Raw genomic sequence first — 23,622 nt, 5'->3', positions numbered from 1 at the left:
AAAGTTAGCTGTCACTAACGTTGTAGAATAGCTCCATAGCGAAGGCCGTCCGCTTCCACTCCTACGGGATGATTTTCGACTAAGATCCACTTTTTTAAGCGGGTTTTGCTTGGAAAAGTTAGCTTAGTCGAAAATCCCGTGGAAAGGGAAGTGGGGTTTGGCCTGAAGATCCACTGTGTGAAGTGTTTTTTTCATACAGTTAGCTAAGGCCGTGCCCACGGAAGGCGAAGTATTTTGTCGAAGCGGTATGTGTACTCAGACTTTAATGTTCGGATTTTTCCTATCTAATTACTCTTTTGTCCCAGCTTCTTCTATACTACTTGGCATTCCGTTTTATAACAATAAATAAAACAGCAATCATCACAATAAATAGTAATGTAACTGTTAACGAAATCATTACTTCACCGGTGAAACCGAAGATTAAATATCCGATTCCTGCTGCTAAAGCACTAATAAAAGCATATGGCAACTGGGTAATAACATGATCCATGTGATTGGCCCCTGCACCGGTAGAGGATAGGATTGACGTATCAGATATTGGAGAACAGTGATCCCCAAAAACAGATCCTGCCAGCACCGCAGCCATTGCCGGGAGTACTAAATCGACATCATACTCGATAGCAATTTGGGCAGCAATTGGGAGCATGATACCAAACGTTCCCCATGATGTTCCAGTTGCCAACGCCATAAAACCAGCAATCACAAATAATAACAGAGCTAAAAAGTTCACATTAAACGAATACTGCTGTACTAAATCAGCCAAATAACCACCGGTATTGATAACTTCGATGATAGCTCCAATCATCCAGGCAAGAATTAAAATATAAATCGCCGGCATCATTGACATCGAACCATCTTTTATCACTTTCGTCACAGATAATTTAGTCCCCTTTAGGAAAACATACATTGCTAATCCGACTGCAACCGCACTAAGTCCTCCAACAAAAAGAGATAGGTTGACATTCGTGTTTTCAAACATCGTTAAGATCGTTGCATTTCCTTCTGTTTCCAAATATCCCGTATAAAGCATCATCGCAACGGTAGCAACTACCAATACAATTATCGGAATTAATAAGTGCATGATCTTTCCGTTTTCATTTACAACCGTGTTCTCTTTCACATCCGCAGACATCGTTTGTTTTGCAGGGTCTACTACATGACCTGTTTCCAGTGCTCTTTTCTCATGAGTTCGCATCGCACCAATATCAATACTGAACACAGCCACTAAGAATACTAAAAGCATGGCTGCAAAAGCATACATATTTAATGGAATCATTTTGATAAATGCTTCTAAAGGCTGGAATTCCGTCACTTCAGCTGTAACAAAAATCGAACCGAGTGTCCCAATAATATAAGCACCCCAACTTGAAATCGGTGTAATTACCGTAATGGGAGCAGAAGTCGAATCAATAAAGTAGGCTAATTTTGCTCGGGATATTTTATATCGATCTGTTAATGGTCTCGAGACTTGTCCCACCGCTAAACTGTTAAAATAATCATCGATAAATATGAGAACACCAAGAAATGATGGTACAAGCTGAGCACCACTCCTTGTTTTTACTTTCTGAATAGCCCATTCTCCAAAAGCTTTACTTCCACCGGAAGCTGTCATCACAACCGTCATAATCCCTAGTAACAACAAAAAGACAAGTAAATAAATACTTCCTAGATTCCAGCCATCTTCTGTGTAGAAAATATCTCGAAATACGAGCCAGATTTGCTGAAGACTTGCTTCCATATTAAAATTGTGAATAAGTAAAGCACCAACAACAATCCCCGTTCCTAAAGACAATAATACTCGCCTTGTCGTCAATACTAGTATCAGCATCAAAACCGCCGGAATTAAAGAATATATTGTACCTTCCATAAACATAACCTCCACTATTACTATCCTGTCCATAAAGTGAGACTTCTATCAATGGGGGATTTTTGCCCCACTGACGATTAGCGAAACTTATCAAGGTGTTAGCGTCCGTTGATCCCTACTCTGCTTCATTGGCTTAGAATGGGGTTTTACAGACGGTTAGCACCGTGATAAAACACAGAAAAAAACAGCAATAGAACAAAGTCCATTACTGTTCCACTTCGAAATATATACTAAAATAGTGTACCAATTTTCAAAGCATCTGTCACTTATTTTTTTATGGATGAAAGAAACGGAAATACTGAACATATTTGGATGAATCAAGTTCGGACAGTTCTACTAACTTTTTCTTGGTTTTGTCTATTAGATGCTTTCTTATGGACACTTTTTTATTTTTGATCTAGCTTTGTCCGTAAGCTCAGTTCTTACGGACACTTCTTCACCTTTTAGTCTCGTTTTGTCCACTAGATCTATTCTTACGGACATTCCTGACATTTTCTCCTTACTTATGTCCATTAGATTCGATCTTACAGACATTTTCAGCTGATTTCCTGTTAATTTGTCCATTAGTCTGTTCATCGAGGTTACCTGTATATGTCTTTTAACCCCTCTTGTTCGATCGCCCATCCTTCTGGGAAACCTGTTTTCGTAGCGAGCATTGCCACTGCGATCAACAATGCCCCATTGCCAGGAAGGTAGACGGTTAGAGCATCATGTTGATAGTTATGTCCGTTGACAGAGAAGGTGTTCTTTACTTGATCCATTAATAAAAAGTCGATAGCTAAATCTAGTTCTCCTAGTCTTGTAGCTGTCATGGCACACATCGGGAAATCCCATCCCCAAGCGGTTTCCCATTGCCATTCTTCTTTAACCTTATGCAATGTATCAAGCATAACCTTCTTATCCATTAATTCCCCCGGCAATACACCAACAGCCGCTACCATTGATGGATGATCATGATTTTTTTCCGTAAAAGTATTTTCACAATCACGATGAGCTAAATAGAGCCCGTCACTCACACGTGGTTTTGCTATTTTTTCTCTGACATCTTTCCATTTTTTCGGTATGTTTTTGCCTAATCGTTCACACCATTCGATCGCGATACCTAATCCAAAATGCCAATATTCTAGTTCATACGGTGGATTAATGCTATCTTCCATCCGGTGATTCTCCTGTGCCGGTATGAGTCCAGGGCCTAATTGATATACATCTTGCTCTTCATCATAGGTAGCGAATGATGCCATAAAATCAGCCGAAGCAAAAACTACTTCACTTAATGACTCCAAAACCTTTTCCTCTTTATCTGCTTGATAGCATAATTCAGCTAAACATATCGGGTGGGGCTGCTGCCAGATTAAGCCCGGTGCAATCGGTGATGGTGTCTGTTCTCCTTCTAAACCAACCATTTTCGGCCAACGAGCACCTTGAAACCCTTGATATTCTGCTAGCTGATAAGCTTTTGGCAAAATATTGAGATACCAGTTCATACTTTTATGCAAAATGGCCGTTCTTCCCCATAACGGAAAATGTGCTGCATGCCAATAATGCATCTCTAAATGAAACTTCCCAAACCAACTATTATACATGTAACCTGTTTCTTGTGGTGGAACTGAACCACCACTATGAACAGCCAAAAGATATTGTGATAAAATCACTCGACGTTCCAATTCGTCTGCACGAGGATCCTTGCTTCCTTCAAAGGACAGGAAACCTCCGTTAGACCAGAACTTCTCCCAATGCTCACTTGATTCTGAAAATATTTCTTCTGCTTTCTTCTCTATCACCTTATTTTCAGAAAAGGACAGTGTAAATGTCAGTATTTCTGCATCTGATGTTAATACCCATTTATGTGCTTCAGTTTGCCGAACTTCTCCAGTATTCCAGTTCCAGCTTACTTTATAGGACGTATCATCCATTATGCGGTTTAGCTTAATCGATTGATTAGTCTGCTTAAATGCCTCTGTTTGATGTCCATCCTCTTCCCAGTTCAATGCTGACGTATCTTCCCATTTTTGATCTATCATATTGGGACTTGGAAAAGCTAATTGTATGGCGATTTGGCCTTTTTTTAACAAGTTTGAGGTTACGGATACTCCGATCACGTCCTCTTCCGATGCACAAGCTGTCCTCACCTTAACCTTCTCGCCATTTAAGATAAAATCACTCTCAATCACACCAGACCATAAATTATGCCTTTGCCTAACAGGTTTGACCTCCTCAGCAGTTGTATCTTCGAACAGAAAACCAATCTGTCCAAGTTGTAAACGATGCGGATTTTGTCTAAGCCAATGATATGCTTCTTCTTTATTTTCTGGAAAAAGTGGGTATGGTACCCCTTGGTAATATTGCACGTTCACATCATCTAATGTGTAGCTACCTTTTCCACCTGTAGCATGCCACCCCCAATTTGATTGTGTACTTAATGGTGTCACATATTGTTCTGGAAATGTTTGCAATCCCGTAAAGTCGACAGACATTCCGAATTCACCATTGCCAATAGATAACGGTGCTCTTGGTTCTATCTTGGTCATGACAGGAGAATGTTTATCGACGATCTTTTTTCTATTCATCGTCGGCCCTCCTAAGAACACCATCATGCTCTATCATTCGGATGAAAATTGGTCGTTCGTTTGGTGTTTTATTTGGTGAATGCAGTGTCAGATGTAATTGTCCTTGTAAATCATGGAATAACATGCCATGACCACCATCACTTTTAAATAGTGGCTTTGCATCATGTACCCATGGACCTGTTACATCCCCTGTTGTGGAACGGGAAATCCCTTGGGCATAGACATTATCAACAAAACTTGCCCACAACATTATTAATTCTCCATTCTCCGCTTTATATATGTAGGGACCGTCAGTCACATAATTTTTTTGGGTATTTCTTGTTTTATGTTGAAACGATGTTGGCCAAGGTGCTTCTGATGCCGCAAATAGGGTTACCGGATTTCCGATAGCTTTCTTTAAATCATCACTTAAACGAACAGTACAGATCTCTCCATCACCAATTTGTACCCATTCATGGCAAAATACCATCCATGGCTTACCTTCTTTATCGATGTGTAATGTTCCGTCGAGTGAAAACCAGTCCTCCGGTGTGACAATCCCATCACTATGTGGATGGAATGGACCAGTTAATAAATCAGATTTTAGAATAGCTGTACCACGTTTACCACTATCCTTTAACAAAAAAGTAGCAAACATATAATACGAACCATTGTACGCATGTACTTCCGGAGCCCAGAAATTCTCGTCTGAGAAAAATTCAATATCTGGACGAAATACTGGATATGGCCCTTGCCATTGTTTTAAATCATCACCAACCCAGACGTCAAAGCCAATACCTTTTCCCCAAATATTTTTATCAGTACTGCCGAATAAATAATATTTTCCTTGCTTACGATCTACAAAAACAAACGGATCCCTAATCTGGACTTCCTGATTTACCTTCATTAAATCCTCTCCCTTATGACACTTTTTCTGTTTTTGCCTTTCGTTTGCCCTTAAGCACTTCTCACCCTAAAAATATTCAGATGGACTTACACCTGTAATGGCTTTAAATACTTGACTGAAATAAGTGGAATTCTGATAGCCTACCATTTCACTCACTTCATAGACCATATATCTTTTTTCGCGTAATAATTCTTTCGCCTTGGCGATTCGATACTGGTTCAAATAATTAACAAAAGTTTCACCGGTTACTTTTTTAAATAACTGAGATAAATAATTGCGATTCACATAGAGCATATCAGCAATTTCAGCTAAGGCAATTTCTTCATCATAATAATGGTGAACATGCTCCTTCACTCGCTCTACTAATTTACTCGTCTTCTTTCCAGCTAGTGCCTCCTTCGAATGCTCCACCCACGTTTTTAATTGCACTGTCATCCATGCTAGTAAATCCTTCGTTGTATGATGATTATAGACTTCGATCAATAAGGAAGACTTTTCTTCAGGTTGGTGTTCACCATGATCCATCGACTGATCTTCCATCATTAATGCACTTAAAATATTGATAGATATGGTTTGGATCATATAAAAAGGAGAATATTCATCCTCTGATAAACCGTTTACAAATTGATCCCAGATGACTATTAATTCATCGTAATCCTTATCGCTAATTTTTGTATGAATTTCTTTAATTGTTTCAAAGGGGTATACATAAGCATCACCAGATCCTTTTTGCTTGGTCTCCTGGTAATGAAATACTTTGTTCCATTCTTCATACTCCGCAACTTCTAAAGCTTGCATACTTTCCGAATATGCGTCTGTTAACTGATGCAAGCTTTTTCTGACATTGCTGACCCCTATCATAACGGAAACTTTCAAGTAGTAGAGGACATTCTCCAATATCTTATGGACGAGCTTATCATTTAATTGCTCTAAATAAATTTCATTTCCGGACAAAAAAACTACCATTACATAGGTAGAATCAGAATAATCAAGGAGATGTGTAACGAAGCCATATTGCTCAGAGAACTGCTGTATGGTTTCTGATAAAATATTGCCTACACTAAACTTCATTAATTGCCAATCGCGCTCATGTGCTTTCGTTAAATAAGGTGGACGATTAATCATAATCGATGTCACAACTTGGGAGCCATCTGCATCTACTTCTAAAAGCTCCTTGCTTTCAACAGTCAAATCCTTTGATTGATACCGATTAAACAGGAGATTACGAATAAATGTATCTTTTCGGTAGGCTAAGTAGGCAGGGCGTTGTTCTCGATACGTTTCAAGGATGGCCTGCTGCTTATCTTCTGACTCAATTTCCTGCAATACTTCCTGAATCACGGTTTCAATTTCCGCCACTGGTGAAGGTTTCAAAAAGAAATGTTTGACACCATATTGAATCGCCTTTCTTGCATTATCAAAGTGATTATAACCACTATGAATAATAATCCGGATAGAAGGATAGTTTTCACTTACCCTTCTAATCAAGGAAAGACCATCCATCCCAGGCATATAAATATCTGTAATCATGAGATCTGGTGTTTCTTCTTCGATCATACTTAACGCTTGTTCTCCATCATTGGCACTACTTAATACTCGTATCTGTAATTTCTCCCAATTGACATGCTTGGTTAAGCCTTCTCTTACCGATAATTCATCATCTACAATTATAATGGACTTCACTATCTATTCCCCCGATTCATTTGCCTAAGATTGTGTAGCAGGTTGTTTATCGAAGATAGGAACGCGAATTTCAACGGCCACTCCACCCAGCTCATGATTATAAATGTTAACATCAAATTGCTCTCCACAATACATGGCAATCCTCTCTCTCACATTCTGAATACCAATCCCCTTCGCATCAGAAAAGTTCCAATGGTGAGGTAATCCTGTTCCATTATCCTTGATTATTAGCTTGATACAATCGTTTTTAGAACACATTTCTCCTAGAACCGTAATCTTCATCTTTTTAGATTCAGCATTGTGATAGCCATGCCTCATACTATTTTCGATAAAAGGCTGAAGAATAATTTTTGGAACATAGTAATCCTTCATATAGGCTGGCACACGTACTTTATAATCGATTGCTTGTGGCTGTCGTTGTTTTTGGATATCAATATAGCATTTGGCGTGGTCTAACTCATCACGCAAACGAATAAACTTCAAACCACCACTAAGGCCGATTCGTAACATTTTACTTAGTTTATTAACCATCTCTCCAACCTCTTCTGCATCATGATCAAGTGATTTCCATTTAATCATATCTAATGTGTTATAGAGAAAGTGAGGCATAATTTGACTTTGCAATGCACGCATTTCTGCTTCACGACGATAAGTATTTTCTTCTTCCAGCTTTTCCAATAAATCTGATAATTCGTTCGTCATTTGATTAAAATTCTTACCTAAAATATCGTACTCTTCAACGAAATGGCTTTTTACCTGAACATCAAATTGTCCTTTTTCTACTTTACGCATGGCCTTAACCATATGACTGATCGGTTTGGTAATCCATTTTCCAATACCGTACACAATCGGTATCGATAAAAGAATTGCAACCAACCCTATCACTAGCACATGCACTCCAAGTTCTTGTGTTTCTGCATACAAATCATCAACTGGAATAACCTGTACGAGACGCCACTGTTCATAATTCGGGCGAGAAATTAATAATAAGTAATATTCGTTTTCTTTTTTAATTAGTTGATGATGGTCCGTTAATTCATCATATTCTGGAATTAACTGTTCATAAATTTCACTTTCAACTGGAACGGTAATATCATCTAGTATCGGATACTCTTCGTGCGAGTGTGTTTCCGCAATAATTCTTCCACCAGTATTTAATAAAATAAACGGCTCCTTAATTTCATCATATAAATCCATATCTACTAAATATTCCAAAAAGTGTTCCGCAAGTACATTGACTTTTATATATCCGACCGTTTCACTGCGTTGGTTTAAAATCCGGTGAACGTAACTAATCATTTCTCTATCCATCTCGTCAGTATGTTTTGGCACCCAGCCATTATCAACATTCTTGATAAAAGGTTCAAACCAATTCTGCTCGGTCAGGTTGGACTGTGGCTGTACATTATAATCATAAAGATAAGCATACTTCTGATAACGATCCGTATATATTTCAACTGAATAAACCTCTTGTTTTAAAGAAGCTACATTATTAGCCAAATTTTTCAGTTCATTACGTTCCACTAATGCCTCATACGGCGTGATTTCCGTATTTTCGAACAACTCAACAACAGTACGATCAATTGCAATAAACGTTCCAGCCTCGCGAATGTTTTGAATCACACCCGATAATTTATTAGCGCTTTCATTTAATAGTGTCAGTTTTGCTTCACTAATCTCATCAGAGGTAAAATTAAAAAAATATTGATAAGAAGAATAGCTGACACCTGCAAGAAAGAGGGCGTTGACGAAAACGAAACAGACAACCATAATCGTTTTTAATTTTCGAATCATCCATACCCCTCTTTTCTAACCAATACTAACCTTTAATACCGGTAGTTGCTATGCCTTCTACAATATATCGTTGAAAAATGAAAAATACGGTAGTTATCGGAATTAAAGAAAGCACCGACATTGCAAAGACAGATCCCCAGGAGGACTCCCCTTGTGAATCTAGGAATAACCGTAAGCCTAACGGAACTGTAAACGTATCAACGGTATTTAAATATAAAATTTGGCTAAAGAAATCATCCCATGTCCAGATAAATGTAAAGATCGCTGTAGTAATTAATACCGGTACCGCTAAAGGCATAATGATCCGCGTATAAATCTGATAAATACCACAACCATCCATGATCGCGCTTTCATCCAACTCCCGAGGAATCCCTCTAAAAAATTGTACCATGAGAAAGATAAAAAAAGCATCTGTCGCTAATAATTTCGGGACAGTTAATGGCAAAATCGTATTAACCCATCCTAAATTATGAAAGATTGTATATTGTGGAATAAGCGTTGCATGAGCTGGTAACATAATAGTCATTAGCATACATGCGAACCAGAGCTTTTTCAATGGGAACTTCAACCTTGCAAATGCATATGCTGCCATGGAACAAGTGATGAGGTTAGCTAACACCGCAATCATACTTATTAAGAACGAATTTTGAAAAAACTGGCCAAATGTAACATTTCTTACTACATTCCAACCATTCATATAATTATCCAATGTCCACTCTTTTGAAAAAATACTCGGAGACGAGAAAATAAGTGTTTCCGGCTTAAACGAACTCGCGACCATCCATACTACCGGATATAGCATTAATAAACCGAATACGATAATGAAAACATGTGTTAAAACTTTGCTTGTTTTCGTACTTTGATTCATTACAATTTCCCCCCGTCTTCATAATGCACCCAATATTTTGATGAGAAGAAGATAATCAGTGTCATCACACCTAAAACAAACACTAACACCCATGCCATTGCAGAGGCATATCCCATTTCGAATTGCGTAAAACCTTTTTGGTATAAATAAAGAGTGTAGAATAACGTTGAGTTAATTGGTCCACCTGTTCCCTCGCTAATAATAAAGGCTGAAGTAAACACTTGAATCGATTTAATTAATTCAATTACTAAGTTAAAGAAAATAACTGGTGATAATAATGGCAATGTAACACGGAAAAACACCTGACGCTTCGTTCCTCCATCAACTGCTGCTGCTTCATAGAGTTCTTTCGGAATCTGTTTTAAGCCTGCCAGGAAGATAACCATGGAAGCACCAAACTGCCATGTTGCTAATATTATGATTGTGCCTAATGCATAATCAGGGTGTGAAATCCATCCTTGTCCTTGAATGTTGAAATAGGATAAAACCTGATTGACTAACCCATCAATTTCAAATAAATTTTTCCAAAGAATCGCAATCGCTACACTTCCGCCAAGTAATGAAGGCAAATAATACGTCGTTCGGTAAAAGCCGATACCTGCCATTTTTTTATTCAATAATACCGCTACTAATAAAGCGGCGATTAACTGTGTTGGTACTGCAATAAATACGAAGGTTAAGGTAACTTTTGCAGATGCAATCCACCTTTCATCCTGAAACATTGCCTGAAAGTTGGCAAGACCAATCCATTCAGGTGTATTTAATAAGTCAAAACGTGTAAAGGATAAATATAATGAGCTGATCATTGGTCCTAATATCAGCCCAAGAAAACCTATTAACCAAGGTAAAAGAAACACATATGCAGCAATATATTGCTTGCGTTTTTCCTTCGATTTTTTCTTTATCATCGGTGTTTCTAATGCTTCTGTACTTTTCATTGTCACCCCTCCTAAATCTTTCTGCGTGTTGAAGTCTTTATCTCAGCAAATCAATCTCCGCTGAATTCCTGAAATTGGTGAGAAAAACTGAGCAAAATTCACTCAGTCATTATCTGCGCTTATCGTATCAGACAAGAAAGTGTAAATCAGTGCAGTGACCGTGTTAAGCGAAGTAGTTATTTTGAAATGTTTTATGTGTATTTGCCAACGCTTCGACTAATTACTTCGCTATGAGGAGCTGCAACAACTCTTGTCATAAGTAATAGGTTGACTTTTTACAATGGACAAAGTGAAAAATTGTTATTTGTCATTATAAAAGCAACCGTATTACTTCATGCTAGCGTTGTAGAGCAGATCTTAGCGTAGGCCGCCCACTTTCACTCCTGTGGGAATTGTTTGGCCTGAAGATCCACTTTTTCGAGCGGGTTTTGCTCGAAAAAGTTAGCTGAAGGACAAACCCCACGGAAAGGGAAGTGGGCAGCCGAAGCGATGGTTATGCGATTGATATATTTCAAAATGGCTATTAAAACAATCGTAGATCCACTTAACATTTAGTCGGAGCTAGACAAATACCTAGATTTTATGCTTTCTTTTCAGGCTAAGACTTCAAAACATGGATGGAACAAAGTGACCCACTAGGAGTCACTTTGTTATCCAGCTCTTTATCGTGGACAGTGTTTCTCTTTATTCTTCAACTTCTTCATTTTCGTATTTTTCAATATTGGCAAGTAATTCTTCGTAATAGTCTTCTGCAGCTTCATCTACCGGTTTTTGGTCGTAATAAATAATTTGCTCTGTTTCCGTGAATAATTGGGTATTTTCATTGTATCCAGGTAAGTTAGGAACAAAGGGTGCATCAGATGTTTCACTTACTAAGTCGATATAAGCATAAACAGCTTCATCTAGTTCTGTTGCCTGATCAATCAAGTTTTCACGTACATCTGAATTAACCGGTGCGCCACGATCATTACCTAATACTTCAGTAGCCTCAATGTTATTAACGAAAAAATCCATAAATTTTGCCGCTTCTTCTGGATGGTTTGTATCCTTATATGCTGCAAAATACTGACTAGGTCGTAGGGAAACACCATTTTTGCCCGTTTCTGAATTAGCAGGATAAGGATATAATTCAAACTCATCCTCTGTCGCACCTGTATAAGCACCTAGCTGGTTACTTGCAACAGATTCAATCGCTACGTCACGTTGCACGATCAAGGATTGTTCTGGAGTTTGGGATGCTGACACTTGTACCTCCGGAATAGCAGCACCGTCACTTTCACGAAGCTCTTTCCATAAGTTAAACCATTCTTTAACATCATCTGCTTCAAAACCAACTTCACCATCTAAATAGGTATACTTATCTGTTTGAGCTAAAAATACACCGAAACCATCTTCTCCAAAATCCCCTGCACCATATGTTCCATCCAGATTCTCTGTTAATTGTGGTGTTATCTCTCTAAAATCTTCCCAAGTCCAGTCTTTACTTGGCATAGAGATACCCGCTTCTTCAAACGCTGTTTTGTTTAATAGTAAGCCCCATGCTGTTGTACCAAGTGTCACACCATACAATTGATCATTAAATGTTGCCGAATCTAACATACTTTGATCATGTAAGCTTATATCTAATTCATTTTCTACGTAATCGTCTAATGGTAAAATTACGTCTCGAGCTACAAAATCGTTTAAATTACCACCAAATTGAATAACGTCGGGCGCATTTCCTGCTGCCAGTTGTGTATTTAATTTGTCAAAATACCCATCAAAACCGGAGTACTCTGCCTCAATTGTTACATGAGGATTTTCCTCCTCGTACATTTCAATCACTTGTTTCGAACTACAGGCAACCATCAAAGCAGTAATAAATGCTAAAACTAAAAATAAATACCACTTCTTCATCACTAATAACCCCTTTCATATTTAATTAAGTTCATTTTATATTGTAAGCCCTTTCAATTGAATAAAGAAAAGTAAGGATCTACATAAGAAATCTTAGATGTATTGAATAATGGATACGTTTGGCTTTTGGTTGCTTGATTAAATAAAAGGGAACGAACATTTTTTCTGCAAACATTCATAAACAATTAGCAGGTGCGCATATTAAAAGGGAAACTTATCAAGGGTTTATACTCGTGATAAATATGCTATAAGAAGGAGTTGAATACTGTGCCAAAGAAGAGATATAACCTTAAAAATGTTAGAGCAAATACAGAACGTAATTTTTTAGCAACGAATACTACGTTGCCACAAAATAAAAATAAATCAAAATAAAGTAAGACTTCAAGCAGTGGGATTATGCCTGAACTTATCACCAGATGGAACACCAAAAGAAAGAGAAGACCATATCCGACCTAGCCTTCTCTTTCTTTTTCCATTAGGGCATGTAATTTTTCAAGATAAAGCGATTGGTCAAAAGGTATAGATACTTCTTGCTCTAGCCAATCCGATAAATAGATAGCATTAATCAGTTCTACATTACGCTCGCCATCTTTTTTTGTTGCATATAATGGAGTGTTTTCCGTTATACTTTCACTAAAATTTTCCATGATGCTGACATATGGATTTTGCTTAACATCACTAAAGTTCAAAATCTTTTCTTGATAATACGGGGGATTTTGCTCCATTGCCTTGAACTCCGCTAAACTTAACTTCTTACTCCAGAGTTGTTCCTCTTGATCAAATACTTTCATGTTCATGGAATCTCCGTTTTCTATCATAATCTTGCCTTTGTCTCCCAGGATCTCAAACCGATCTGTCCCGAAAAAGTCATGAGTACGTGATGTAAAAACACCTGACATGCCATTAGTATAAGTAAAGACTGCTGTTACATCATCATCCACAGGAATCTCTCGTTGTGATCCATATTTGAGATGTGCATATACCTTTTCAGGAATCCCAAATAACCAGGTGATTAAATCAATATGATGAGACGCTTGATTGATTAGGACACCACCACCTTCTCCATTCCATGTGGCACGCCACTCATTCTGTTCATAATAGGCTCGCGGACGCCATGTTTTGGCAGCTGTCCATTGCCAGTTTCTAATGTTGCCAATAAAATGATCCGTCAATAAATCTTTCAACTTTTGATAAGCTGGCTTTGTCCGTTGATTAAAAATGATACCAAAACACAAATCCGCTTTTTCTTCGGCTAATTGATTTAGTTCTTCAAGCTCTTTGGTATGTACACTGAGCGGTTTTTCTACCAATACATGTTTGTTATGGGCAAGTGCTTCCGTAGCAATTGCGACATGCTGAAAATGAGGAACACAAATGATAACAGCATCAATTGCTTCATTTTTTACTAAATCGTGATAATCCTGATAAAATAACACCTCTTTAAAGTGCTCCTGTACGTAGTCCCTTTTCTCCTCGCTTCGTGAACTGACGGCTGTTAATGCCATTCCTTTTACTTTCCCATCATGAATAAGTGATGCGTATTTTGTACCTTGGAGACCGAGTCCGACAATTCCTACTTTGATTGACACTGCTTGATGCCTCCTTTCCGATCATTTCTTAGCCCATTTGTTTTTAACGATATGGTAGGCTTGTTTGGGTTGACGATAGCCATTAACGATACCTTTGTTGTTTTGCGTACCGGCTCTTGTCAGAAACCACTCTTCCTCTGTCACTCGACAATCTGCAAATTGCCAGATAAACATGCCAGATAGATAATCTTTATTCATATAAGCATCTAAATTAGTCTCAATTATCATTGCCTGCCTTTCTTCTGTTCCTTTGACTGCAGTCGGTGACCGGTATCCATATAGTCCATCAGCACCGAACTCACTCATAATCATTGGTTTTCCTTTTCCACCTGATTCATTTGCCCATTTTCTCGCCTGATCTGCCAATTCACCCGGATCTTCATCTGTATACCATTGTGGATAGAGATTGAACGATACGATATCTACCAAGTCAAAACATAGTTCCGCTGCTCGATGATGGGAAGCAAAAGTCAGCGGACGACTCTGATCAAGCTCCCGAATTTGTTCGAGCTGCTCTTGATACATCGCACGCCCTTGTTCGGTATTACTGGCACATTCATTTAATATACCCCAAATAATAATAGAAGGATGATTATAATGATTCTCTACCATTTCCCGGTTTACTTGTTCACATTGCTTACGAAAAAGCGGGTGCTGCATTCGTTCTAAACTTAGTCCACGAGCATGGTTTTCCTCCCAAACAAGAAATCCCAGTTCATCACATAAATCAAGAAAAAGCTCATCGTTTGGGTAATGGCTCGTACGAACGGCATTAGCCCCCATATCCTTCATCAATTCCAGATCCTTTACCATCAAACTAAGTGGAAAAGAAGCACCGACAATCGCATGATCCTCATGACGGTTAAATCCTTTTAACAAGACATCCTCCCCGTTCACTTGGATCTTTCCATTTGCTGTAGTGATCTCACGAAATCCGATCCGTTCGATATAATCGTCAACAGCCACTCCATCCGCTTTTCTCACTATTTGGAGTTCTAACTGATACAAATGAGGACTATCTGGTGACCATGCAGACACATCCAATCCTGTTATTGAATGGCTAATCCTCCCGTTTTTGTCTGTTTGCTTAAGATCAATCGTAAATGTTTGGTTAGCAATGATTCCTTTTACATAATAACTGTCCGAACTATCGTCTAATAATTCCATATCAACTTCTAATTCTAAATTCCAACTTTCCCCTACTTTGACTGGGACGCTTTTCACTTGATTTACCATGATACTATCAATCAATTCGACCGCAACCGGCCTTATGATACCCCCATACGTATAATAGTCATTAGGAAGATGCAGAGAAGATTGATCTGTGAAACGGTTGTCAACGAGGATCACCAGCTCATGCTCTCCCTGTTTTACATGTTTAATGATATGGGAAAAAGGGGTATAAGCATTATAATGAGAGGTAACATAGCTTTCATCAAAATAAATTTCCGCCGTATGACTAATTCCTTTACAAACCAAATGTAAATGTGTGTCATTTTTTATGAAAAATTTTTTTCGATAGGCTGCTTTTCCACGATAATTGGCAAACGAGGGATGTGACTCCCAGCAACTAGGTACAGGCAGTTGATATTGGTACTTCTCCACATCCTTTACCGTACACTTCTCATCAATCGGCTGAAAATCCCACAATCCATCTAATTCTTGATATTTTGTTAGTTTATGATTTTGAAACAAACGTATCATAGTGCGACTTCCTTTCGCTCCCCTTGTATAGATGTAACTCTTTCAAACGTTTTTAAACTAAAATACATAACAATCAACACAAGACCACTGAGACCACATAAAGGAATAAATCCCGGCATCGTCTTCATCATCATACAAAAGATTGAAATCGTTATCAACAATAACAATGTATTCAACGGATGAACAAATATCAACAAGAAAGTATGTTTTAAAACAGAGAGAAAAGAAGTTCGAAAATGGATATAGACAGGAATGACAAATAAACATAGACAAAGGAACAAGATAAAAACCGTTAAAATTGGATAATAGCTTATTTGTATAAAAGAATGATTGATCACTTCAGCAATCGTTAAATTAATATACAACAATAAACCTATCATTGTTAACAACCACCCTATCCCATTACTTTTGAGCAATTCCTTTTTAAAAATGCGATAGAAGTTGCTTGTTATCCTTATATCACTATCACCTGTTAACCATTTCCGAACAATATAAAAACTAGCAGTCACGGCAGGGAACAATCCAAAAACAATTAAGCCTAGCAAACTAAAGAAAAAAGCAAGTATATTTAAATAAACAACTTTTAATACAAAATCTGCAAGATAGTACACGCGCTCCATTCCGTCACTCTCCTTTGTTATTCTTTAACAGAACCTAACGTGATACCGTGAATAAAGTATCTTTGTAAAAATGGATACACCACTAATACAGGAATCATCGCAATAAAGATTTTGGCAGCATCTAACGTACGGTTGGATAACTCACTCAATCGTTTGTACTGATCCTCTGTCATCGTTGATGGATCCACCGATACGACTAGCTGTTGAATATACGTCTGTAATGGATAGAATTCCTCTCTCGTCATAAAAATCAAACCATACAAAAACTCATTCCAGTGATAAACAATACTAAAGAGTGATACGGTAGCAAGAACCGGAATAGATAGTGGAATAAATACCTTCGTTAAAATATACCAAGGTCCGGCACCATCTACTAATGCTGCCTCCTCCAGGGAAGAAGGAAGATTTCGAAAGAAGTTAATAGTAAGAATAATATTAAACACAATCGTTTGTGCACCGCCAACTAACACTAGTGCCCAAATACTGTTCATTAAACCATAGGCTTTAACTGTAAGATAAAGAGGAATTAAACCACCATTAAATAACATCGTAAAAATTAACGTCCACATTAATACATTACGTCCTTTAAAATCTTTCACAGTCTTCGATAAAGGATAAGCCATCAGTGGTACAATAATAAAGTTTAGTCCTGCCCCTAAAACGACGCGCTGAATTGATATCCAGAAGGATTTAAAAAATTGACTATCCTGCAATAATTGTTGATAAGAATTAAAATTAAATTCAATTGGCCATAAAGCAACAGCACCAGCCGCCGCAGCTGTCTTGGAGCTTAAAGATAAAGATAACGTATACCATAAAGGTAAAATACAAGTAATCGCAATCGCTACTAAGATGATAATTAGAACAACATCCGCTATTTTGGAAGATAATGACTTACTTCTTAACATATGCTTTTCCCCCTTCCATTAGAAAATCCGATAATTTGTAAATCGATAAGCAAGATAGTATGACAAACTGATTAAAATAAACCCTGCTACTGATTTTAATAAGCCGACAGCCGTTGCCAATTCATACTGCAAATTTAATAAACCTGCCCGGTAAACCCATGTATCGATAATATCCCCCGTTGAATAAACGAGAGGATTATATAAGTTAAATATTTGATCAAACCCTGCATTTAGTACATTTCCTAAACTTAATACGGCTAACAATACCGCCGTAGTGCGAATCCCCGGTAATGTAACATGCCAAAGCATACGCAGTCTTGATGCACCATCAATACCCGCTGCTTCATATAGTGCTGGATTGATACCGGTTAATGCTGCTAAATAAATAATTGTGTTAAAGCCGAATTCCTTCCAAACATCACTACCTACTACTAGAAAAGGAAAAAGGTCTTCCCTACCAAAAAATAAAATCGGATCTATTCCAAATGCACCTAACATTTGATTGATCGGACCACCATAAGCAAAAATATCGAGTAATACTCCACCCAAAATAACCCATGATAAAAAATGGGGTAAATAAACAATCGTTTGGATCGACCTTTTTAACCTCAGATATCTCACTTCATTAAGCATTAAGGCAAATACTAAAGGAACAATAAGATTTCCAATAATTTTCATGATTGCAATAAAGATTGTATTAAAAAATACGTTTACGGTATCGCTCAATTCAAACATATACCGGAATGTTTCTAATCCCACAAACTCTGAACCGAAAACACCTGCTCCGGGATTGTAGCTTTGAAAAGCAATCATAATACCGAACATCGGTACAATACTGAATAAGGTTAACCAGATGAAGCCAGGTATCAGCATGAAATAATAATGTTTAGCAAAACCCTTTGACTTCATGAACAATCTCTCCCTTCTTTAAAAAGCAGACCGTGTATTGGCGGACATTTAGTGCGTTATTTGCTTAGATAACACCCTTTTATTGATGTTGACGGACATCTAATCCCTTAGTTAGCTACTTTAGGTACAAGTTTGCTTTATTTTGGGTGAATAACGGAATAGATGTCCTCAAAAAGGTTTAAAACAGCACTTTTGTCACAAATAGCGGAACAAATGTCCACTCTTCCTTTTTAAGAAAGGCGCCGAAATCACTTCGCCGCCTTTTCTGTTTCATTATTGGTTTACAACTTCTGCGACCTCTTCTGTAATCTGCTCTCCTCCTTGACTTTTCCAATTTTCCACAAATTGATCAAAGGAATCGAGTGGTTCTGTCCCCATAATGATTTTTAGAAATGTTTCATCTTCTAATTTTTTCAGGTTCACCCATCTGTCCTCCATCGTTTCTGTCTGAGAATATATTAAGCTCATGACACCATTGATTTCATTATCAACTAATGGAGCGGTTCCAACTAACGCTGAGTAAGCTCTCGTCCATTGGCCTAGATTTGCTTCAGGATCCCAATATTCAATATCCATATTGTCATATGGTTCTAGCTTCACTTCATGAATCGTGTCCACATCAGATTTCAACAATTTATAGGCGGGCATATCATAGAAATCTTCCGGTTCTTTCGTTCCTGCAAGCACTTCTCTTAGTGCTACTGTTGTTACTTCCATTTCATCTGCGGGCGCATACACAAGACGTAATGGATAGTAACCAGGTCCACCAATACTAGGATCGAATTCTGATTCATTTGCTAATAAATTATTTAAAATCTTCATCGCAGCTTCCGGGTGTTCATAGTCTTTTCGGACAACTACAAATTGAGTGGTTGTCGTACTTAAATGTGGTGTATATTCTCCATTAGCATCAAGCGGGAGTGCATATGATTGCCAATTTGCTTCTGGGTTATTCGTTACAGCATCTGTAATTGGTCCATATGGCATCCAAAACGGTCCAAAGAACATGCCAGTATTTCCACTTATCACAGATTCGCCAGAGTCCTCTCGAACACCCATTTCTGGATCAATTAGCCCTTCGCTGTACATATCCCGTAATACTGATAAAGCCTCTTTCGTTTCAGGTAAGATGGAACCGTAGACTGGCTGCCCGTCATCTCCTTCCAACCAATAACCTGGATAAGCGTGGAGCGCTGAAAATATTCCATCAAAACCATATAAATTGTTGGTTGATTCTAAAAAGTTAGCATAAAGTTTATTACTGGTGTCTGGCCCAGCCAAACCAATCGTATCATCCTGACCGTTGCCATCAGGATCTTGTTCTACGAAAGCTCTTGCTACCTCTTTAAATTCTTCGATTGTTTTAGGTGGCTCTAAACCAAGATTATCAAGCCAGTCTTTTCTGATCCATAAATTATGGACACCATCAGCACTTGCTTGTGAATTAGGAATTGCCATCATTTTTCCATCAAATGTAACATTCTCAAGTGCAACTCCATCTGAACTATCAATAATTTCCTTTATGGCCGGAGATGCATAATTCTCATATATTTCTGTCAGGTCTGCAATTTGATCAGCTTCTACTAACTGTCTAAGTTCAACTGGACCTACCACCATCGCATCTGGCAAATCATTACTAGCGATTGCAAGACTTACTTTTTGATCGTAGTTAGAAGGAGAAGCAGTAAATGCATGCTCCACTTCAATGTTTAAATTTTCTTTAACATGCCTCGTGTACTGATTATCGAGTGGGGTATCACCATCTTGTAAACTAGTATCACTAGGATCCACTTCTTGACCGATGGCAATTGTAAGCGTTTCTTCGTAAGCACCAAACGGATCAGCTGGTTCTGAAGAAGTTTCCGTCTCTGTTTCTTCGCCATCACTAGGTTTGGAGCTTGCATCATCATCAGAACAAGCGACTAACACTAACACAAATAATAATAAAAATAAGTACTTTCTTAGCATCCTTTTCCCCTCTTTCCTTGAATTTTAGTTTTCAATATAATCATATCAATAATGTAAGCGTATTCAATAAGAGGGTTGTTTCGAAAAAAAGGTGGTATTTGTACTATCCAAACCTTCTCTATTTTCCTTTATAACGGGAAACAACATTTCCCTTACAACATAGAAACATTTGACCCCTTTTTGTTTAATTTTCGATATTCACTTGGTAAGAGTCCCGTCTCCTGACGAAATATTTTACTGAAATATTTCATATCCGTATAGCCAACCTTTTCTGAAATAACTGCTATCTTTTCTCTTGTATACAGTAAGTAATCTTTTGCTTTACTAATTCTGGCCATCCGAACATATTCGTTAAAGGTTTCACCGATTATTTCTTTAAAACAGGTTGAAAAATAACTCCTACTCATATTTACTTGTTCCGAAACATATTGGGCTGTCAAAGGTGAAGAAAGCTCACGTTCTATAATAGCTATCGCATTTAAAATACATTGATTGGTCTCAGGAGAATACGCCGGGCTAAATAAAGTTATATACATAACACGTTGAGATTGTTTAAACCACTGTTCCACATCAGACCAATACTTTACTTTAATAGGGGCATGGATCTTTTTAGGGAGAACATCTCGATAAATCTGCTTATATTCGTTAACGAGCGACGATAATAATTCTTCTATTTGATTGATCGAAAAGCCAGTTGTATATAAATCACTTAATAAATCAGTGACATTCTGTTTACTTGCTATCCAATCTGATGAAATGATCCTTTCCTTCCAACTCTCCAGTTGTTGCTTGCTTACTTCTAATGGTTTGTACAAATTGCGAAATGGCTTTACTGCTATTGGTTGATCCTGGCTCACTTCATAAAATAATAACTGTTGGTGATCAAGAACTGTCCATTCCTTCATGTCGTTGAAATCCGCTTCTGTTTCTGGATAAACAAGAAGTAATGGGCGGATATCGTACTCCGTATCCAGTGTTTGCTGTATAATATTCTCTGGGGTTAGTGTATCGCTCTTTACCAGTAGACAATAATCATTCCATTTACATATATCTTCGCTATTAAGAAACTCATTTAATGCTTGTTCTACAGCAAATATTTTTGTGGAAATCATAGCATATCCACTAGTGATTGTTGCTTCCTCAGCATTTGACATAGATGATTGCTTTACCATCTCTTGTTCGATCCTGTGCTGAATACGCACGAGAATATCATCCATGTCATTCCCGTCTAATTCAATTTTAGCTATATAATCAATGGCTCCTAATCGCATAGCTTCTTGTATATACTCAAAATCCTGATGTAAAGAAAGTACGACAATAAAGATTTCTGGATATCTTTCTTTAACAATCCTGATCAGTTCGATTCCAGACATAATGGGCATTGCTAAATCGGTAATCATTAAATCGACAGCGTGTTCTTCTATAAACGTCAAAGCTTTTTCCCCATTTTTCGCATCTCCAACTATCTCCATGTCAAATTGTTCCCATTGAAAGGAAGTGATGAGACTCTTTCTAACTAACTTGTCATCTTCCACTATTAACACTTTAATCATTTGATATCCCCCTTTATATATGGTATTCGTAACCGGACGACCGTTCCTTTCCCAACGATGCTATCCATTTCAATCTCTGCATAGTTTCCATATGTTCTTTCCATCATTCTCTTCACATAGTTCAAGCCAATCCCCATGCCATTCTTTGATTGTTTAAATGATTGATTGTGTAAAATTTCATTCATTTTCTCTCTCGACATTCCTCTGCCATCGTCGCGGACTTCGATAACAATAATCTCCTCTTCAAGATGAATGCTAATTGCAATGATTCCTTCATCGACAAGTCCGTGATACAGTGAATTCTCCACTAGTGGCTGAAGAATGAACCTTGGAACAGGAGCTTGTAAGACTTCTTCGGAGACATTTATATGTGTTACATATTCGAAATCATACCGAATTTGCTGCAACATTAAATATTGCTTCATCGAATCTAACTCTTCTTCCAGTGTCGACAGTACCCCTAGTTTTCCCATATTGTAATAGAGTAATTTATTCAGTGAGGTTAATAAACCGGTAAGCTCCTTCTTGTCTCCAGAAATAGCTAGCCATTTAGCTGTATCTAACGTATTCATTAAAAAATGAGGATTGATTTGATGCTTTAATTTCTCCACTTCTAAGTCAGCACGTTTTCTTTCTTTTTGTTCGATTTCCTGAATCAGACTGACAATTTGTACTCTCATATTACGAAATCGCTTTATTAAATCAACAAACTCGGGTATTTTGGTATGAACAATTTCCGAATGAAAATTGTTGTTGCCCATTAATTTTATTTCATGACGGAATTCGTTTAAAGGCTTGTAAAGTGTTTTCCATAATAACAGTGAAACTACCAGACTGATAAATACAAAAAGAATCGCAATATAAATCATTAAAATGACCCATTGATTCATTTCCTCGTTATACTCTGAAATAGGTATTAACGCGATAATACTCCATCCTTTTTCCGTAGGCTCCTCAAACCAGTAGAATCCATTATTCTTGCCATACCCCTTATCATTACCATTAAAAGAGCTATTGAATGGAAAAGTATCATTTTCACTATATATGATATGCCTCGTATCATCTAAAATTATGTAATCAGCGTGATTCAATACATTATCTACATCTAAAAGATCATTCGTTAAATCAAGGTTTGATTCCAAATAAATATAAATGTCATCAGCATAATTAACATCCAATTTCCTTGAAACAGACAGGACATACATATCTTTATACTGTTCCATGCTTATATGCGGACCATATGTATGCATATTGTATCCTTCATTCAATAATGGTTCGTGGTCTAAAGAGAATTCATCTTTTACGCCATGGTTATAAAAAAGATACTGATCATTTTCTTTTAAATAAAGTAAGGATAAGCCAATGCTGGGATTACTAAACTGAATTACATTCAACTCATTTTTAATATCCTCATAAACTTTGACTCTATCGTAGGACGGAGATGAGTGTAAATAATCATCCAACTTAAAGGTGAGGTTTTCTGAGAAAGCAATTTGTTGTGCAACATAGTTTAAATCTTCTATTGTATTTTCCATTGATAAGCGGATTTGTTGTAAATTACTATTGAAGGTAGCATGTAATTTATTCGTTAGAATATTCGACATCGATTGATAGGAAAACATGATCGTAAACATGAGCAGCAAAAAAGTACTTAAAGCAAACACTAAAGAAATTCTGCTTTTCAAACTTAACCTCTCAAAAAAAGAAATCACTCTACTAAACCATCGTTTCAAATCATACCACCTTCCTTTTTATGATAGCGATTACATAAAAGTATCATTACAATAGCATCTTTTAAATGTTTATTCAAGGTAGTATGGTTTCGAAAAGAATATCACAAAAATACAAGAGCCTAATTTCCAGAGGGGGGAA

16 protein-coding genes are annotated in these 23,622 nt (G+C 37.4%); all 16 read right to left on the bottom strand.

Annotated features, from left to right (window positions below):
- Positions 1-316: 316 nt before the first annotated feature.
- Complete coding sequence (locus J5J03_RS00890) at positions 317-1,867, bottom strand: Na+/H+ antiporter NhaC family protein (protein WP_208585663.1); 1,551 nt, start codon at positions 1,865-1,867, stop codon at positions 317-319.
- Positions 1,868-2,448: 581 nt separating this feature from the next.
- Positions 2,449-4,434 carry a glycoside hydrolase family 65 gene (locus J5J03_RS00885; RefSeq protein ID WP_208585662.1) on the bottom strand — a complete coding sequence of 662 codons (1,986 nt, stop codon included), beginning with the start codon at positions 4,432-4,434 and terminating at the stop codon, positions 2,449-2,451.
- Entirely contained in the window at positions 4,427-5,320 is an 894-nt protein-coding gene (locus tag J5J03_RS00880; protein WP_208585661.1) for a glycoside hydrolase family 43 protein, read from the bottom strand. The genes J5J03_RS00885 and J5J03_RS00880 overlap by 8 nt, the downstream gene beginning before the upstream one ends.
- A gap of 66 nt (positions 5,321-5,386) precedes the next feature.
- A complete protein-coding gene (locus J5J03_RS22225; RefSeq protein ID WP_208585660.1) occupies positions 5,387-7,003 on the bottom strand; it encodes a response regulator in 1,617 nt (538 codons plus the stop codon).
- A gap of 24 nt (positions 7,004-7,027) precedes the next feature.
- Positions 7,028-8,797 (bottom strand): sensor histidine kinase, encoded by a 1,770-nt coding sequence (locus J5J03_RS00870; protein WP_208585659.1) that lies wholly within the window; start codon positions 8,795-8,797, stop codon positions 7,028-7,030.
- A gap of 25 nt (positions 8,798-8,822) precedes the next feature.
- The gene (locus J5J03_RS00865; protein WP_208585658.1) at positions 8,823-9,665 is read right to left on the bottom strand and encodes a carbohydrate ABC transporter permease; all 843 of its coding nucleotides are present in this window, start codon (positions 9,663-9,665) and stop codon (positions 8,823-8,825) included.
- Positions 9,665-10,603, bottom strand: coding sequence for a carbohydrate ABC transporter permease (locus J5J03_RS00860; RefSeq protein ID WP_208585657.1), 939 nt, complete (start codon positions 10,601-10,603; stop codon positions 9,665-9,667). The genes J5J03_RS00865 and J5J03_RS00860 overlap by 1 nt, the downstream gene beginning before the upstream one ends.
- Positions 10,604-11,287: 684 nt before the next feature.
- On the bottom strand, positions 11,288-12,499 hold the full coding sequence (locus J5J03_RS00855) for an ABC transporter substrate-binding protein (protein ID WP_208585656.1): 1,212 nt from the start codon (positions 12,497-12,499) through the stop codon (positions 11,288-11,290).
- Positions 12,500-12,951: 452 nt separating this feature from the next.
- Complete coding sequence (locus J5J03_RS22220) at positions 12,952-14,088, bottom strand: Gfo/Idh/MocA family protein (protein ID WP_208585655.1); 1,137 nt, start codon at positions 14,086-14,088, stop codon at positions 12,952-12,954.
- 21 nt (positions 14,089-14,109) lie between these two features.
- On the bottom strand, positions 14,110-15,792 hold the full coding sequence (locus J5J03_RS00845) for a glycoside hydrolase family 2 protein (RefSeq protein WP_208585654.1): 1,683 nt from the start codon (positions 15,790-15,792) through the stop codon (positions 14,110-14,112).
- The gene (locus tag J5J03_RS00840) at positions 15,789-16,412 is read right to left on the bottom strand and encodes a YesL family protein (protein ID WP_208585653.1); all 624 of its coding nucleotides are present in this window, start codon (positions 16,410-16,412) and stop codon (positions 15,789-15,791) included. Before J5J03_RS00840 ends, J5J03_RS00845 begins: the two co-directional genes overlap by 4 nt.
- Positions 16,413-16,429: 17 nt before the next feature.
- Positions 16,430-17,320: a carbohydrate ABC transporter permease gene (locus J5J03_RS00835; protein WP_208585652.1), complete on the bottom strand. Its 891-nt coding sequence runs from the start codon at positions 17,318-17,320 to the stop codon at positions 16,430-16,432.
- Positions 17,321-17,338: 18 nt separating this feature from the next.
- Positions 17,339-18,229, bottom strand: coding sequence for an ABC transporter permease (locus J5J03_RS00830; protein WP_208585651.1), 891 nt, complete (start codon positions 18,227-18,229; stop codon positions 17,339-17,341).
- Positions 18,230-18,502: 273 nt separating this feature from the next.
- Complete coding sequence (locus J5J03_RS00825) at positions 18,503-20,197, bottom strand: extracellular solute-binding protein (protein WP_208585650.1); 1,695 nt, start codon at positions 20,195-20,197, stop codon at positions 18,503-18,505.
- Between the two features lie 152 nt (positions 20,198-20,349).
- Positions 20,350-21,750, bottom strand: a complete 1,401-nt coding sequence (locus J5J03_RS00820) for a response regulator transcription factor (RefSeq protein WP_208585649.1) — start codon at positions 21,748-21,750, stop codon at positions 20,350-20,352.
- Positions 21,747-23,483, bottom strand: a complete 1,737-nt coding sequence (locus J5J03_RS00815) for a sensor histidine kinase (protein WP_208585648.1) — start codon at positions 23,481-23,483, stop codon at positions 21,747-21,749. Before J5J03_RS00815 ends, J5J03_RS00820 begins: the two co-directional genes overlap by 4 nt.
- Positions 23,484-23,622: the final 139 nt, after the last annotated feature.

The organism is Gracilibacillus suaedae, assembly GCF_017599345.1.
GTDB classification, from domain to species: Bacteria; Bacillota; Bacilli; order Bacillales; family Amphibacillaceae; genus Gracilibacillus; species Gracilibacillus suaedae.
Note: the sequence above shows the minus strand (reverse complement) of the source record. Positions and strands in the feature narration are given on the sequence as shown.

Bases quoted from the DNA above. Each gene is read 5' to 3' on its own strand.
- J5J03_RS00890 (WP_208585663.1), bottom strand. From the start codon at position 1,867: ATGGAAGGTACAATATATTCTTTAATTCCGGCGGTTTTGATGCTGATA.
- J5J03_RS00885 (WP_208585662.1), bottom strand. From the start codon at position 4,434: ATGAATAGAAAAAAGATCGTCGATAAACATTCTCCTGTCATGACCAAG.
- J5J03_RS00880 (WP_208585661.1), bottom strand. From the start codon at position 5,320: ATGAAGGTAAATCAGGAAGTCCAGATTAGGGATCCGTTTGTTTTTGTA.
- J5J03_RS00870 (WP_208585659.1), bottom strand. From the start codon at position 8,797: ATGATTCGAAAATTAAAAACGATTATGGTTGTCTGTTTCGTTTTCGTC.
- J5J03_RS00865 (WP_208585658.1), bottom strand. From the start codon at position 9,665: ATGAATCAAAGTACGAAAACAAGCAAAGTTTTAACACATGTTTTCATT.
- J5J03_RS00860 (WP_208585657.1), bottom strand. From the start codon at position 10,603: ATGAAAAGTACAGAAGCATTAGAAACACCGATGATAAAGAAAAAATCG.
- J5J03_RS00855 (WP_208585656.1), bottom strand. From the start codon at position 12,499: ATGAAGAAGTGGTATTTATTTTTAGTTTTAGCATTTATTACTGCTTTG.
- J5J03_RS00845 (WP_208585654.1), bottom strand. From the start codon at position 15,792: ATGATACGTTTGTTTCAAAATCATAAACTAACAAAATATCAAGAATTA.
- J5J03_RS00840 (WP_208585653.1), bottom strand. From the start codon at position 16,412: ATGGAGCGCGTGTACTATCTTGCAGATTTTGTATTAAAAGTTGTTTAT.
- J5J03_RS00835 (WP_208585652.1), bottom strand. From the start codon at position 17,320: ATGTTAAGAAGTAAGTCATTATCTTCCAAAATAGCGGATGTTGTTCTA.
- J5J03_RS00830 (WP_208585651.1), bottom strand. From the start codon at position 18,229: ATGAAGTCAAAGGGTTTTGCTAAACATTATTATTTCATGCTGATACCT.
- J5J03_RS00825 (WP_208585650.1), bottom strand. From the start codon at position 20,197: ATGCTAAGAAAGTACTTATTTTTATTATTATTTGTGTTAGTGTTAGTC.
- J5J03_RS00820 (WP_208585649.1), bottom strand. From the start codon at position 21,750: ATGATTAAAGTGTTAATAGTGGAAGATGACAAGTTAGTTAGAAAGAGT.